Below are 14691 nucleotides of genomic sequence, written 5' to 3'. Positions count from 1 at the left end.
GAAAGATGAGCGCTCGTCCAAGCGATGCGGCTGATGTGGCGGCGTCGCCGAAAACTGCGGGGCGACAGTGTCCCGGCGCAGCCGACGACGCTGCGTATGGCGGTGGTGCTATCGAGCCTTCAGCAGTACACCGATCTCATGGTCACCTTTCCTTCGATCATGATTCTGAGCCGGCTGCTCACGCCGGCTCAGATCGGCGTGTATTCGGTCGCGGTGACATTCGTCAATCTGGTCCACATGCTGCGGGATTTCGGGACCAGCGAATATATAGTTCAGGCGGATCGGCTCGACACCGGTAAGCCACAGACGGCATTCACAATCACCTGGATCATTGCATGGGCGTTGGCGGCCGCGCTGTTCTTTGCCAGCCCGTTGATCGCCGCGTTCTTCCGTGAGCCGGATCTCACGCAGGTGCTGCGTATTCTGTCGATCACGTATCTGCTGTTGCCGATCGGGTCCACCACCGGCTCAATGCTCGTGCGCGATCTGCAGTTCGGCATTCGCTACAAAATCAACACCAGCCAACTCGTGGTCCAGAATGCCGTGACCATCGTGCTGGCTTGGTATGGCTTCGGTTATTTCAGCCCGGCCTGGGGGGCGGTGGCCGGCATGCTGACGACGGTCGCGGGCTGTCTGTACTGGGGGCGGCATTATCGTATTCGCGGTCTTGGGCTGGCGCACTGGCGCGAAGTCGGCGATTTTGGCGTGAAGAAAACTGTGGGCAGCATTATGAATCGCCTCGGGGATAGCGCACCGGATTTCGTGATCGGTCGCATGCTGGGTTTCAGCGCGGTCGGCATGTTCAGCCGCGGCTTCGGCCTGGTTCGTCTGTTTCGCGACAACGTCTCGGCCGCGATCGGGACCGTGGCCTATTCGGCCTTGTCTCAGCGCCATCGAGAAGGCCGTAGTGCGGCCGAGCTGTATCTGCGTTCGATTACGTTCATTACCGGGCTGGGCTGGCCCTTTCTGGGCTTCGCGTCGCTCATGGCGTTCCCCATCATCCGGATATTCTTTGGCGATCAATGGGACATGGCGGTGCCGATACTTCGCCTGCTGGCGATCCAGGTCGCTATATCGCTTGTCGTGATGCATTATCAGGATCTGCTGACCGCGATAGGGCGTGTGGGCACGGCTACGGCCTGGGTCACGATATGGCAGATGCTCACGGTCGCAACGCTGCTGATCGCGGCAAGCTATGGCTTGGTGGCGATCGCTGCTGCACTCATTCCGACTACGGTCGTACTGGTGGGCTTGGTCGTGATCGGTATTGCCCGTGAGACCGGCATTGGGCTGCGTGCATATCTACACGCGCTAGCGCCCAGCGCCTTGCTTGCGCTGACGACGCTGGTGCCGGTGGCCGGCTGTCGGCTGGTTTACCCACCGGCAGCCGATGCGCTATGGGGGCCGATTCTGTGCGCGGGCGCCGCCGCGCTCGCCGGCGCGGTCATCGGCGGCCTGTGGACGCGCCATCCGCTCTGGCTCGAGATAGTGCAGGCCTATCGGCATCGCCGTCCCAGGCGTGAAAACGCCTCGGCCTGATGCGCTCGGTCCGGCTAACGCTTGTAGATGTCGATCTCAATACCGGCGCGTCGGGCATTGTAGCGATCGAAAAGACGGCGTGACGCATCGTCGTACCAGTCTCCGATCTTGAAGGGCCAATTCAATTCCAGGTGGAGCTGTCCGCCCTCTGCGAGTTGGTTTTCAAGGACGTCGTCGATGAAGAATGCCCATTCGGACGGGCCCCATGCGCCAGGCAGGCCGGGCCGATTAAAGGCGATCTGGTAGGCCGTGATGTAATCGAAACGACCGTTATCCGAAAGCGGCAGCGGCTTGAAAGGTTGGATGCGATGATGTTGTCGATTGACGCCGAGTGCCGCTATCACCCGGTCGTACAGCCGATGGCCTTCGATATCCGGGGCCTCGGCCTCGTGTTCCATGAATTCACAGACATACGGGAAATAGCCGAACCCGGTACCGAGGTCCAGTACCCGTCGCTCGTGCGTATTCTGTAACCCGAGACGGAGTGCGCGTTTGATGTTCTCGACGATCCATGGCCGAACGTTGAAATACTTGAAATCAACGAGACGACGGCCCTCCTTTAGGACCTCATCGTCGCGAATCGAAAACAACTGGTTGCTATTGAGCGTTGCCGCCACGTGGTCGGCCATGCGATGCGCGGTGTAGGCGAAACCGAGTTCACGGGGTTTGAGTCGATGCCTGTGCATTGCGGTTCCAGTGTGGATTTATTGTCCTGCTATCCCTTCGACCGCGGCCCGGTATCCTGCCGTATGTAATATTCCAGTATATGCCATTGTGAGACGCGGGTGGCGAGGTATTGCCAGGGTTCACAGCTAACGCTTGGCGCGTTCGATACGATCGTGCGCCGCAAAGCAGGCCCGCAGCGCCTGAGTCAGTCCAGTCCGTCGGCCTACACTACTCGCCCGTCGTTTGGAATAAAGCCAGTAGGCGGCGCTTTGCGGCTCCGGTGTCGTGCAGAATGAAGTGCGCGATACCGGTATGGCCAGTTCGATAGAACCAGCTTCCCAAGGCCATCTTGCAGCCATAGCGTTCCCTAACCACCGACGGGCTGATCTCACTGCGGTCCGGAATCAATTCCATCATCCGATCGATATAGGCGCGCCGTTCTCGGCGATCAGTGATCCGTATACTACGATGCAGTACCCCGACGATGTAGATCTCGATCGTGAGGAATCGGCGCTCCCAGTCCGCGCCGAAGCGGGGCGCGGTTGGCGCGATGCGCCCGCTCGCCTCGTCTTGCCGTATTCGCGACACGCAGCGTCTGGCTGCGAGTGGCAGATCGAATACACGACGGTAATCGACCGTGTTCATGATCGAGCTTTCACGGTCGCGTTGGTAATTATAGAGATAACGAGGCACCGTCTCGGGACGGCGCGCTCGGGCGAACAGGCAGGGTACGATCGCAAGGTCCTCGTACCAGATCGTGGGGTCGAAGCGCAGCCCGTCGAAAAGATCGCTCCGGAACAGCTTGTTGCATGGCGAGTTCGTGATCTTCCAGAAATCGGCGACACAATCGTGCGTATGCCGGTCGGACCCGTAGACCTCGTAAAAGCCAAACACCATCAAGTCACATTCGGGGCACTCAGCCAGCGTCTGGCGAAAGACGTTGAGCGTGTCCGGTTCGATCCAGTCGTCACCGTCGACGAACATCAGATAGCGGCCACGGGCCCTGTCTATGCCGGTATTGCGTGCTGCACCGGGGCCTGCGTTGGCCTGATCGATGACGCTTAGACGCGCATTGTCTGAGTAGTGCCTTGCTGCCGTGGCGGTCTCGTCGGTCGAGCCGTCGTTGACCACAATGACTTCGTAATCCGTGCCCGGGTCGCGCAGCAGTGATTCCAGGCATCGGCCGATGTATGCAGCAACGTTGTAAGCCGGAATAATGAAGCTGAATCGGGACGCGCCCAATGTGTCGGTTTGATAATCGGCGCGTGTCATCTCAAGTGACTACTCTTAATTCTTCTCTATTCTCGAAAAAGACGGGTAGGCTGATCGGTAGCGAGCGGCCGGCCATGAAGAATCTGATAACGTACGAGTTTAGCGTGCTTCAGCATAACCGTATCCTGCAGAGTCACGGCCGCTGCGCCAACTGTACTGTAGCACTGAGAGTGTAAACCGCTTCGGGCGCTGAATCGACTCGCATTCGTAGTGTGGATGAGGGTCGGCAAGAGTGAGCAATGTTAACGAGGTGGACCATGAGCGGCTTCAATACATGGCTGCGATTGGAAACTGGGAGATATTCCACGCTGCCGGTCTTGATCTGGATATGATCCGTGCGGCCGCCCATGACTGGCGCGCTGAGTTGGATGGCGTGGGACATGGCTGGCTGTGCTGGAACGTCAATGACGACTGGTGTCTGGTACAGCAGAAAATCGTTCAGTCGTTCGGCTGGACGCCAATCGTCGGTTTTGACCCGCGCGTGGGTCCGCCCAAGGAATTGACCAGCCAAGCAATGCTCGTTGATTTCAACAAGCGGCTTCAGCTGCCCAATCTGTTCTTCTACATTCCGCTCGAGTTCGCTTTCCTGTTCTGCAAAAAGCTTTGCGTTCTGGCACTCCGACCTACTGATCCGGCCATCGAAAATGCAGGTATTGAGCGATCGTTTCGCCGCGATCAAGAACGGAGAAATAGCGGTCACCGGGGCGTGGTGCAACCCGCGAAGCCTGCCCAAGCCCAAAGAGGCCCGCTTTTGGGAATTGATTGGATGCACCACAGAAAAAGCTAGCCGGGATCAGTTTGAAGCTGGTTGTGGCTGGTGGATGAACTTCTACGAACACCCCAATTGTCCAAGTGACAAAGAACGCAAACGCCGCAAGAAGCACTACTGGGATCACGCGATCGGTATCCGGTACTGGGCACGACACTACCGAAAGCCTATCCAGCTCATTAAGGCGCTGCTGAAATAGAAGCCAAATTATGTCCCGAGACTCGTCTGCCGTAGGTTCGGATTCGGGCCTTGGTCATTTTCTGTCCAATTTTCGGGCTTGCAGGGTGCAAATCCCGGCTTTCAGACGCAGTTCGGCTACGAAACGCGCTCATGCGGCCTCCAATGCGGCCATCCGCATCAGGTTGTAACTGGCAAACACCAGCTTGGCCTGAGCGGCGACCCGATCCAGTCCACGCCGCATCGTCTGCTTCAGCGGTCGGGCGTATTTGCCCCAGCCGAATGGCGTCTCGACGCGGTGACGGGCATTGATCGACTTCGCGTAGCCAACGTGGCGTGTCGTACGGGCGTCGATCGCTGATCGTCGTCCCTTGTTGTTCCGGGCCACGTGCGGCGTCACGCGGGCCTTGCGCGCGCCCTCCACGAAGCGTTGCTGGTCGTAGTTCTTGTCGGCGCCCACCGTCAGTCGGCGGCGGCCGGGTCTTCGATCCAGCATCGCCAGCGCCGCATCGACTTCGGCGGTGCCGCTGGCGTGCGTGGTCTCGGCGTCAACGACCAGCGCGTGGCGATTGTCGGTCAGCACGTGGCCGATATAACACAGCCGGCTGGGTTGGCCCTTGGCTTTCTTGTACAGCCGGGCGTCGGGGTCGGTCTTGCATTCATGCGTGTCAGAACGCCTCACCTCGCCCTTGAAGTCGGGCGGCCCGTTCGGCGGCTCGTCGTCCTCGTCTTTGCGCCGATAGCTGCCCATCGACGCCCAGGCGTCGATCAACGTGCCGTCTACACAGAAATGCTGGTCGGACAACAGCCGGCGCTGGCGGGCTTGATCAACCACCGCGTCCAACAACCGACCGGTCACCGCGCCATCGATGAACCGCTGGCGGTTCTTGGTGAACGTGGTGGCGTCCCAGACCGCATCATCCAGCGACAGCCCGACGAACCAGCGAAAGAGCATGTTGTAGCGGAGCTGCTCTACAAGCTGGCGCTCGGAGCGGATCGAGTACAGGATCTGAAGTAATAAGGCCCGGATCAGGCGTTCCGGGGCGATACCCGGGCGGCCCGTATGCGAGTAGCTGACCGTCAACGTCCCGTCCATCGACTCCAGTGCCCCATCGACCAGCGATCGAATCCGGCGCAACGGATGATCCGCGGGCACAAAATCGGTCGTCTGTGAATACGAAAACAGCGACGGTTGTTCGGTGTCCGGGCTTCGCATCGGTTCGGCTCCTATTCACTCTCCACTATTGTCCCGAGATTTGTCGGGTTTTTCAGCAGCGCCTTAATGCGCATGTCTTTCGCTTTATTCGCACGCGAGCGGTTCGATTAGCGATTACAATGCCCGAGTCAAAGAGGCGTCACGGAGTACATATACATGACCGACAGCGATTTGCCGACGCCGGATACCGCCGCTGGCAAGCGTCGCCGACGATTGCTGTTGCGCAAGCGACTCTATCAACGGCTCTGGGGCGGGCGTGCCTCCAACGAGACACCATTGGTCGTGTTTATGGCGGGTACGCCGGATATCGCCAACGGCCAGGTCGTGAACGTGTTGGAGTCGAATTTCGATACCGATGTTTATCGTGCGCTCGACCCGAGGGTCTTCGAGGACCAGCGCCTGCGGCCGGACGATGTGGTACGTGGCGTGATTAGCAACTCGCGGGCGCCGTCGGTGATTATCGTCGCCGGGGGCGAATCTGATTCGATTGCTACGTTGGTCGAGCGTTTCTCCCCGGCGCGCGTGCTCTGGTTCTACGAGCCGTTCGAACGCTTTATCGGGCGCGCGTCCCGCGTGCTCGACGAAACCGATACGCGACGATTTCTCGCAGAAAAATTCGAGCATGACGACGATTCGTTGCTTGCTTCGATCGCAAGTGACCCGGATATCGACGCGACCACGGTGTGGGCGCTCACCTGGTATGCCATCCACAATGCCTATCGGCGCCAGCGGCTCAGCAAGCGCAGCGCGGCACACCTTATTTCCGAGACTGCGCTGCTGGCCGCACCGGCCGCAGCGCTCGAAGGTATCTTCGAGATCATCGGCCTCGGAAAACGCCGCAGCAAACGGGCGCCCCGCATTCGGATCAAGCGGCCGCGTGGCCGCGAGTCGAGGCTGCCCGAGGCGGTACGCGAGGCGTGCGAAGAACTCCAGGCCTGGCTGGACGCGCACGCTGAAGATCCGGCCGACGTGGCGTGATGCTCGCCGCGCAGCTCGTCGTTCTCGCTGTGATGGGCTGGGCTCTGGCACTGCTCGTACGTCACTGGCCTTATCCGTCGCCACTGACTCGGCCGCTATTGCCGCCGCGGCAGCGCTGGCCTGAAGCGCAAATCCGTGGCTGGCTCAAGGACAAGCAATTTCACCCGCGTTATCTCGCCTTCTTCGATCGCGATCCCGAGCGGATCATACCGGTTGGGGAGACGTTGCTGGCGCCGGCGGATGGCCTCGTGACCAGCACGGACTGTCGCGATGGTATTCGCTACATTGTCATTGCATTGTCATTCTGGGACATGCATGTCCAGCGTAGCCCCGTCGCCGGCCGGGTCGCGGCCGTGGAGCGGCTCGGGGCGAGCTACACCGATGGCGAGGGGCGTGAGTTCGCGTTTTTGCGTGAAAAAAATTGTCCGGTGCAGACGCGTACCGCGCTGGACTCTGTTATCGGGCCCGTGGCAGTGCGCCAGATCACGAGTCTGGCCGCGCGTCGCATCGAGACCTGGGTGGTGCCGGGCGCGGATGTCGAGCGTGGCCAGCGTATCGGCCGTATCCGCCTGGGCAGTACGGTCGTGCTCGAGGTGCCGGCCTCGTTGCCATGCCGGGTTCGTTGCGGCGAGCGCGTACGCGCGGGTGAAAGCCCGCTGGTCGCCATGCGCGAAGAAGGTAGCTGAGTGCCCAGCTGGCTCTATACGGATGGCCACCTGGGGTGGGCGCTGTTCGCCGCTCTGGTCTATACCGGTGCCGGCGTGCTGGTGGGCGACTATGTCTGGCGTCGCGTAACGATCCCGGCCAAACTATTGTTCGCGGCGGCAGCGGGCGTCTGGGTGCTCGGCCTGATCGGGCTGAGCGTGGCGCTGCGCGGGTAGGGCGGGGCACGAAACAAACGACGGAAGATTTTGTAATGAAAGTTTTTCTGACTGGCGGCGCGGGTTTTATTGGCTCGCATACGGCGCTCGTGCTGATCGAGGCAGGCCACGAGGTTGTGGTGTACGACAACCTCTCGAACGCCTCGCGTGAGTCGCTCAATCGCGTCGAGCAACTGACGGGTGGCGAGATCACGTTCATCGAGGGCGATATCCGCGACGGCGCGCATCTGGACCGCGTATTCGCCGATTCGAACATCGATGCCGTGATTCATTTCGCGGGCCTCAAGGCCGTCGGCGAGAGCACGGAAAAGCCGCTGGCCTACTACGAGAACAATGTGACCGGAACGCTGACCCTGTGCCAGGCCATGGAACGGGCCAATCTGCGCACGCTCGTGTTCAGCTCATCGGCCACGGTATATACCGAATCGCGCGACATGCCGTTGTCGGAACAAGCGCCCACAGGGCGGCCGACCAACCCGTATGGCAGCTCGAAGCTGATGATCGAATGGCTGCTGCGTGATCTACAGGCCGCCGATCCGCGTTGGTCCATCGCGCTGCTGCGCTATTTCAACCCGGTTGGGGCGCATGAAAGCGGACGCATCGGCGAAGATCCGCAGGGCCGGCCGAACAATCTGCTGCCGTTCATCAGCCAGGTCGCCGTCGGCCGGCTGCCGGAACTCGCGGTCTACGGCGACGACTATCCCACCCGCGATGGCACCGGCGTGCGCGACTACATCCATGTCATGGATCTGGCAGACGGGCATCGGGCGGCACTCGACGCCATTGCCGGCGAGACCGGGTTGCATACCTGGAACCTCGGCACCGGGCGGGGGTATTCCGTGCTCGAGATGATTCGCGCCTTCGAGCGCGCCGCCGGTCGCGACGTGCCATACCGCATGGCGCCGCGGCGGCCCGGGGACGTGGCCGAATGCTGGGCGGACGCGTCGCGGGCTGAGCGCGATCTCGGCTGGCGTGCCGAACGCGGTCTCGACGAAATCATGCGGGATGCCTGGCGCTGGCAGAGCGAAAATCCGAACGGTTACCGCGATGCGGCGACGCCGGCGGCACTCCGGGCGAGCGAACAAGGGTCGGCTGTCTGAAGTCTTGCCGCCCACTCATTCGCCGAGTGATAACCGATTAACATAGGTGCCAGGCGCCAGACTAGTCGCGCGAACGCGCATCAGCGGCCTTCCCCGATAAGCATGAGAACAGGCCCCCGGGTGCGGCTTAAGCTGCAGCCGAATTCGGCGCCACCTAATTTTTATAACGTAATCAGCTGCGATGAGTCAGGTCCGTTACCGAACATGTAACCGTAGGTATCGGTCGTGCCAATTTTTCTGGCCTGAAGACCTTGCAACAAGGATGTGCGACGGTGGGATCGGGGCTAATTGAGACTCGCGGTTACGGACAAGCAATGGGACGAGACATTGCCGGTTGATCTATACGTCTGCTTATGAACGAGGTCATGGAAAAACCTCGAATCGCGTTTTTCGTGCCGTCGCTTACCGGAGGGGGCGTCGAACGTGTGACGCTGACCTTGGCCGGGGCCTTCGCCGCGGCGGGGTATCCGGTGGATATCGTCGTAACGCGTGCCGGCGGCGATTACGAAAAAGAGATTCCGGCCGGTGTCACCCTGCATGTGCTGCAGCCGACAGGTATTCTGCGTAGCCGCTGGCTCGCGTGGCAGGCAGGTACCGTGCCTGTCGCCGCTCTGTTACGACCGGTGCTTCTGCCTATTCGATCGTCCCGTATCCTGCGCCATATTGCGGGGCTGGCAGCATATCTGCAGAAAAATCGCCCGGCGGTTCTGGTTTCGGGCATGTCTTATCCCAATTTGGTTGCGCTTTGGGCGCGGCAGCGGGCCGGCGTGCCCGTTCGTGTTGTGGTGGTCGAGCACAACACGCTTTCGCAAACCATACGACGGGTGCGGTTTCGTTGGCGTTGGCGGTATCTCCCGCCGTTGCTGCGATGTGCGTATCGTCGCGCCGATGCCATCGTGGCGGTGTCGCACGGGGTTGCCGATGATGTGGCGGCTACAACAGGGCTGCCGCGATCCGATATTCGGACGATATACAATCCGGTGGTATCGCCGGAGCTGGCCCGCGCCGGCGATGCCCGGCCGGAGGACGGCTGGTTTGCGCCGGGCATGCCGCCGGTCCTGATCGGTATCGGACGGCTGACCTCCGCCAAGCGCTTCGACGTGCTGATCCGCGCTTTTGCGATCATGCGCGCGCAGCACGAGGCGCACCTGCTCATCCTCGGCGAAGGCCGCGAGCGAAAACGTCTGGAGGCGCTCGTTTGCCAACTCGGCATGCAGGAGGATATCCGCATGCCGGGTTTTGTCGACAACCCATATCGTTATATGTCGCACGCCGATCTGTTTGTCCTGTCTTCCGACTACGAGGGGCTGCCCACCGTGCTGATTGAGGCGCTGGCTTGTGGGTGCCCCGTCGTTAGCACGGATTGCCCGAGCGGCCCGAGGGAAATCCTGGATGCCGGCGCCTTTGGCGAACTGGTACCGTGTGGAGACGATGAACAGCTCGCGGCGGCGATGGCACGCACGTTGACCGCGCCACCGGGCCGGGCGCGTCAGCGGGCTCGGGCACAGGTTTTTTCCATCGAAGCGAGCATGCAGCACTACCGCGAGGTCTGTTTTGGCGGATGAGGGCGGGTTTTCGCACGTGGCGGCGAAGATTCCCCCCGGCACGCATATCGCGCTATATGTGCCGACGCTCGCGGGTGGCGGTGCCGAACGGGTCATGCTCAAGCTGGCTGGCGAATTGGCGCGTCGCGGTTACACGGTGGACTTTGTCCTGAACAAGCGGCAGGGCGCCTATGCCGATCATCTGCCGGCCGGGCTGCGCCAAGTGGTGACTTTGCAGCGCCGATCCAAGTGGCAGGCGCGGCTGACGGTTCTGCGGGCATTCCCGGGGGGCTGGAAAGAAGCGATCTTGCCGGTGTTACTCGCCAGGACCCCGGTCAGGAACCTGCGATACGTGGCCTCACTGGCGGAATATCTGCGCCGCGAACGCCCGGATGTCATGATTTCGGCCTTGTTCTATGCCAATTTGGCAGCAATTTGGGCACGCCAACTGGCCGGTGTGCCCACGCGCCTCGTGGTCAGTCAGCGTAATACGCTGTCGCAATTGATCGCGGAGGGGGTGGAGTCGCGTCGCGCGGCCTGGCGCTGGCGCTATCTGCCGGCTTTGCTCAACCGCTGCTATGCGCGCGCTGACCGAGTGGTGGCCGTATCGGACGGCGTCGGCGACGACCTCGCACGAATGATCGAATTGGATCGTCACAAGATTACGACCCTCTACAATCCCGTGGTGTCCAAAAAATTGACCCAGCGGGCTGCGGAACCGGCCGCTCATCCGTGGTTTGTATCGGCGGACTGCCCCGTGATCCTCGGCGTCGGACGGCTCGAGCCGCAGAAAGATTTCCACACGTTGTTGAGCGCATTCGCGCTCTTGCGCGCCCGGCGCAAGGTACGTCTGGTCATCCTGGGTGAAGGCCGGTTGCGGCCGGATCTGGAAGCGCGGGTTCAGGAACTGGGGATCGGCAACGATGTTCGATTGCCGGGCTGGGTCGATAATCCTTACTCCTGTATGCGCAGCGCGAGCGTGTTTGTATTGTCATCCGCATGGGAAGGCTTGAGTGCCGTATTGATCGAGGCGATGGCCTGCGGCTGCCCCGTGGTTTCGACGGACTGCCCGAGTGGATCGCGGGAAATCCTCGACGATGGCCGGTGCGGTCCACTCGTGCCGGTGGGGGATGCCGCGGCATTGGCCGACGCGATCTCGCATGTTCTGGATGTGCCTACCGATGCAACGGTGCTGAAACAACGCGCGGCGGATTTTTCCATTGAGGCAAGCACCGACCGTTATGTGGATTGCATCGCGTCGTTGCTTTCCTGATTTCGCGTGGACGAACGCGGATCGGCCGATTCCGGTAAAGCCAGGCAACTTTTTTGGAGCCCATTCGAATGTGTGGAATCTCAGGTCTATGGCAACAGCGCTCGCGATCCGGCGATAAAAGCCTGGAGCAATGCGCACTGCAAATGGCCGATCGGCTCCAGCATCGTGGCCCGGACGACTTTGGCGTATGGGCGGACCACGATCGGGGGCTTGCCCTGAGCCATCGGCGCTTGTCGATTATTGATCTCTCGCCGCAAGGGCATCAGCCGATGGTGTCGGCCTGCGGACGTTACGTCGTCGTGTTTAACGGTGAAATTTACAATTTTCTCGAGATCAAGAAGGATCTCGAGTCGCGTGCCTATCCGTTCAAAGGTCATTCGGATACCGAGGTGTTGCTGGCGGCGGTCAGCATCTGGGGGGTGGCCGCGGCGGTTCAGCGCTTCAACGGCATGTTCGCCATCGCGATATGGGATCGTGAGCAACGCCAATTGCATCTGGTGCGTGATCGTCTCGGCCAGAAGCCGTTGTTCTTTGGTTGGATCGGGGGCGGATTCGCGTTTGCTTCCGAGCTCAAGGCGCTGCGTGTCGTGCCGGGTTTTTCGGGTCGCCTCGACCGGCGAGCGATCGGGCGATATCTGCAGTCGGGCTACGTGCCCAGCCCTGACTGTATTTACGAGGGGGTTCACAAGCTGCCCGCAGGCCATATTCTGAGCATCGATGAGACGCAGGCCAGCGAGCCAACGGATCTGCGGACCCTGCAAACGCCGTATTGGTCCGTCGCCGACTATGCCCAGAATGCGATCCGTAAGCCTTTTCAGGGCACTGCGGAAGAAGCCGTCGACGCGTTGAATATCGAGTTACAGAAGGCGACGGCGTCGCGCATGATTTCCGACGTCTCGCTGGGCGCTTTCCTGTCCGGCGGCATCGATTCCTCGTTGATTGTTGCGTTGATGCAGGCGCAAAGCCAAACGCCGATCAAATCATACGCCCTGGGGTTTGGTGAGCACGGCGCCGGGGAAACCGCTTATGCCAAGGCAATCGCCGACCATCTGGGGACTGAGCATACCGAACTGCATATCACCGGCCAGGAAGCGATCGACACGGTACCCAATATCCCCCAGATCGTCGACGAGCCCATGGCCGATTTTGCGCAGGTACCCAACTATCTGATCGCCAAGCACGCGCGGCCTCATATCAAAGTGGCGTTGACTGGTGACGGCGGCGATGAGTTTTTCTGTGGCTACTCACGCTTCTATCGAACCCCCAAACGCTGGCATCGACTGCAGCGCCTGCCGTTGCCCGTGCGACGTCTGATGGCGCGTGCGCAGGCAAAAATGCTTCGCAGCGACGATGTCCGTGACCGTAAAGGAACATCCCTTCTGCGCCTGCAGGCATCGTCGCTTGATGAGCTGTATTTCTACGGAATGTGCCACTGGCTGCCATCGGACCCGCTGCTTGCCGATGGGGCGATCGAGATCGATTCACAGGTGACCGATGCGCGAAGGTGGTCGGGTATCCGCAACCCGATAGAGCGGCTACTGCTCATCGATCAGATCTATTATCTGTGCGATGTGATTCTCACCAAGGTCGACCGCACGAGCATGGCCTCGGGGCTCGAGGTGCGCAGCCCTCTGCTCGACTACCATGTTGCGCAATGGTCGTGGCATCTTCCCCTCGATATGAAGTTTCGTGACGGGAAAGGTAAATGGATTCTGCGCGAGCTGCTGGCACGCTATATGCCCCGTGAGCTCTATGAGCGCCCGAAACAGGGTTTTGGCGCTCCGATAGGGCAATGGTTGTCAGGGCCTTTGCGCGAGTGGGCCGAGGATCTGCTGTCCGCCGAACGCCTGCATCGGCAGGGGCTGCTCAATCCCGGGATGGTGCGCCGTGTATGGCAGGCCCAGCGGGTGGAAAGTCGCGCGTGGCAGAAAAAAATGTGGTGCATCCTTATGCTGCAGGCCTGGCTCAACGCCGAGCAAGCATAGGCCGAACAGGTTCGGCTACGCATTTTCGAACCGCTACTAAGGCGAGCCAAAATGGAAGAGATTCAAATATATATCGGTTGCGTTCCGGAGCAGACGCTGGTTTCGAAGGTGCTGGAATGGTCGGTTCGTCAGCATACGAGCAGACCGGTTAGGTTTCACCACATCCACGAACATGCGGTGCCGTTTGAGATGCCGACCAATCCCCGGAATCGACCGGGGACGCCTTTCTCGTTCCAGCGTTTCATGATCCCGCAGATCGCCGGCTTCACGGGCCGCGCCTTCTACATGGACTGCGACCAGATCGTGTTCAAGGATATCGCCCGAGTCTTTGATCGGCCGATGCACGATCAACCCGTGCATTTCTGCGATACGCACAAAGGGCGAAAGCCCCGGCCCATGTTGCGGTCCAGCTTCATGCTGCTGGACTGCGAGCGCCTGGATTGGCGCATGCGTCAGATCGTCGAGGACCTGGACGCCGAACGTTACAGCTATCAGTGGCTGTTCTCGCTGCAGGGCTATAAGGCCTCGTTACCGCGTGCCTGGAATTCGCTCGATCGCTATCATTGGCCTTTCACCGCGCTACTGCACTACACCGGCAAATCGACACAGCCCTGGATCAACCACACGCACAAGCTGTCAAAGCTATGGTTTGGTTATCTGTTCGGCGCTGTCGACAACGGCTACATCACGCAGCAGGAAGTCCGTCAGGCCGCAGATCAAGAGTTGGTCAGGCCGTCGATAATGTATCAACTCGAAAAGCGTGTGCTTGATGCGCGACAGTTGCCGGCCGAGGTCAGACGGGCGGATCAGCCATTTATCGATGCCTGCGCGCAGAGGGAATTCAATAACGTACCGGGTGAATATCGAAGCAGCCCGGCTACGCCCGAGCGCCCGCTGACTTGAGCGTAAGCGCTCGGCGAAATGAGTGGTGGAGGCGCTCGATTCCCAGTGGCACGTTTCCTATTGCCCGAGACGCGACGGCCGGCGCCGGCGGACAATGTGTTCATCGTCGCTTCGGCGTATCACCTGATACTGGCGCATATACTTGCGCGTGCTGCTGATGTAGCCCCCGGCTCCAGTGTGCTTCTGATGAAGCATCAGCCGGTCGCGCACTTTCGTGCATTGTTCCATGCCGTTCGCGCCGACTCGGGGATTCCTTTCCGGGAGGTTTTATTTCTCGACCGACCGGGTACTCAATACAAGCGCCGTTGGCGCGCCATGATCGACTTCACGCGCATCCGCGGTATGAAGGCCGTGCTCACAGAAGCGCGCCCCAAACGCCTGTTCGTAT

13 protein-coding genes are annotated in these 14691 nt (G+C 60.6%); 10 read left to right on the top strand and 3 right to left on the bottom strand.

Annotated elements, in window-relative coordinates; translation table 11 throughout:
• Positions 1 to 33 precede the first annotated feature (33 nt).
• Entirely contained in the window at positions 34 to 1539 is a 1506-nt protein-coding gene (locus SALB1_RS00400; protein ID WP_158590554.1) for a lipopolysaccharide biosynthesis protein, read from the top strand.
• Positions 1540 to 1553: 14 nt separating this feature from the next.
• Here SALB1_RS00400 and SALB1_RS00395 read toward each other — a convergent pair whose 3' ends face one another.
• Positions 1554 to 2225 carry a hypothetical protein gene (locus SALB1_RS00395; protein ID WP_109992051.1) on the bottom strand — a complete coding sequence of 224 codons (672 nt, stop codon included), beginning with the start codon at positions 2223 to 2225 and terminating at the stop codon, positions 1554 to 1556.
• A 208-nt stretch (positions 2226 to 2433) separates the two neighbouring features.
• Positions 2434 to 3477 (bottom strand): glycosyltransferase family A protein, encoded by a 1044-nt coding sequence (locus tag SALB1_RS00390; RefSeq protein ID WP_109992050.1) that lies wholly within the window; start codon positions 3475 to 3477, stop codon positions 2434 to 2436.
• A gap of 232 nt (positions 3478 to 3709) precedes the next feature.
• On the opposite strand from SALB1_RS00390, the gene SALB1_RS00385 reads away from it, so the two are divergent.
• Complete coding sequence (locus tag SALB1_RS00385) at positions 3710 to 4264, top strand: hypothetical protein (RefSeq protein ID WP_109992049.1); 555 nt, start codon at positions 3710 to 3712, stop codon at positions 4262 to 4264.
• A 310-nt stretch (positions 4265 to 4574) separates the two neighbouring features.
• Here the strand turns inward: SALB1_RS00385 and SALB1_RS00380 are convergent, their stop codons facing one another.
• Entirely contained in the window at positions 4575 to 5639 is a 1065-nt protein-coding gene (locus tag SALB1_RS00380; RefSeq protein ID WP_109992048.1) for an IS5 family transposase, read from the bottom strand.
• A gap of 156 nt (positions 5640 to 5795) precedes the next feature.
• Between SALB1_RS00380 and SALB1_RS00375 the strand changes: the two genes are divergently transcribed.
• From SALB1_RS00375 to SALB1_RS00340, 8 genes are all read left to right on the top strand, one after another.
• Positions 5796 to 6617, top strand: coding sequence for a hypothetical protein (locus SALB1_RS00375; RefSeq protein ID WP_109992047.1), 822 nt, complete (start codon positions 5796 to 5798; stop codon positions 6615 to 6617).
• A complete protein-coding gene (locus tag SALB1_RS00370) occupies positions 6617 to 7303 on the top strand; it encodes a phosphatidylserine decarboxylase (RefSeq protein ID WP_109992046.1) in 687 nt (228 codons plus the stop codon). Before SALB1_RS00375 ends, SALB1_RS00370 begins: the two co-directional genes overlap by 1 nt.
• A complete protein-coding gene (locus SALB1_RS00365; RefSeq protein ID WP_109992045.1) occupies positions 7304 to 7498 on the top strand; it encodes a hypothetical protein in 195 nt (64 codons plus the stop codon).
• 35 nt (positions 7499 to 7533) lie between these two features.
• A complete protein-coding gene (gene galE / locus SALB1_RS00360) occupies positions 7534 to 8598 on the top strand; it encodes a UDP-glucose 4-epimerase GalE (protein WP_109992044.1) in 1065 nt (354 codons plus the stop codon).
• A 353-nt stretch (positions 8599 to 8951) separates the two neighbouring features.
• Positions 8952 to 10163, top strand: coding sequence for a glycosyltransferase (locus SALB1_RS00355; protein WP_109992043.1), 1212 nt, complete (start codon positions 8952 to 8954; stop codon positions 10161 to 10163).
• Positions 10153 to 11415, top strand: a complete 1263-nt coding sequence (locus SALB1_RS00350) for a glycosyltransferase (RefSeq protein ID WP_199678614.1) — start codon at positions 10153 to 10155, stop codon at positions 11413 to 11415. The genes SALB1_RS00355 and SALB1_RS00350 overlap by 11 nt, the downstream gene beginning before the upstream one ends.
• A gap of 68 nt (positions 11416 to 11483) precedes the next feature.
• Entirely contained in the window at positions 11484 to 13400 is a 1917-nt protein-coding gene (gene asnB / locus SALB1_RS00345; RefSeq protein WP_109992042.1) for an asparagine synthase (glutamine-hydrolyzing), read from the top strand.
• Positions 13401 to 13451: 51 nt separating this feature from the next.
• Positions 13452 to 14303 (top strand): hypothetical protein, encoded by an 852-nt coding sequence (locus SALB1_RS00340; protein ID WP_109992041.1) that lies wholly within the window; start codon positions 13452 to 13454, stop codon positions 14301 to 14303.
• Positions 14304 to 14691: the final 388 nt, after the last annotated feature.

It is taken from the genome of Salinisphaera sp. LB1 (assembly GCF_003177035.1).
GTDB lineage: Bacteria > Pseudomonadota > Gammaproteobacteria > Nevskiales > Salinisphaeraceae > Salinisphaera.
The sequence above is the reverse complement of the archived record's forward strand: the minus strand, read 5'-3'. Positions and strand labels throughout refer to the sequence as shown.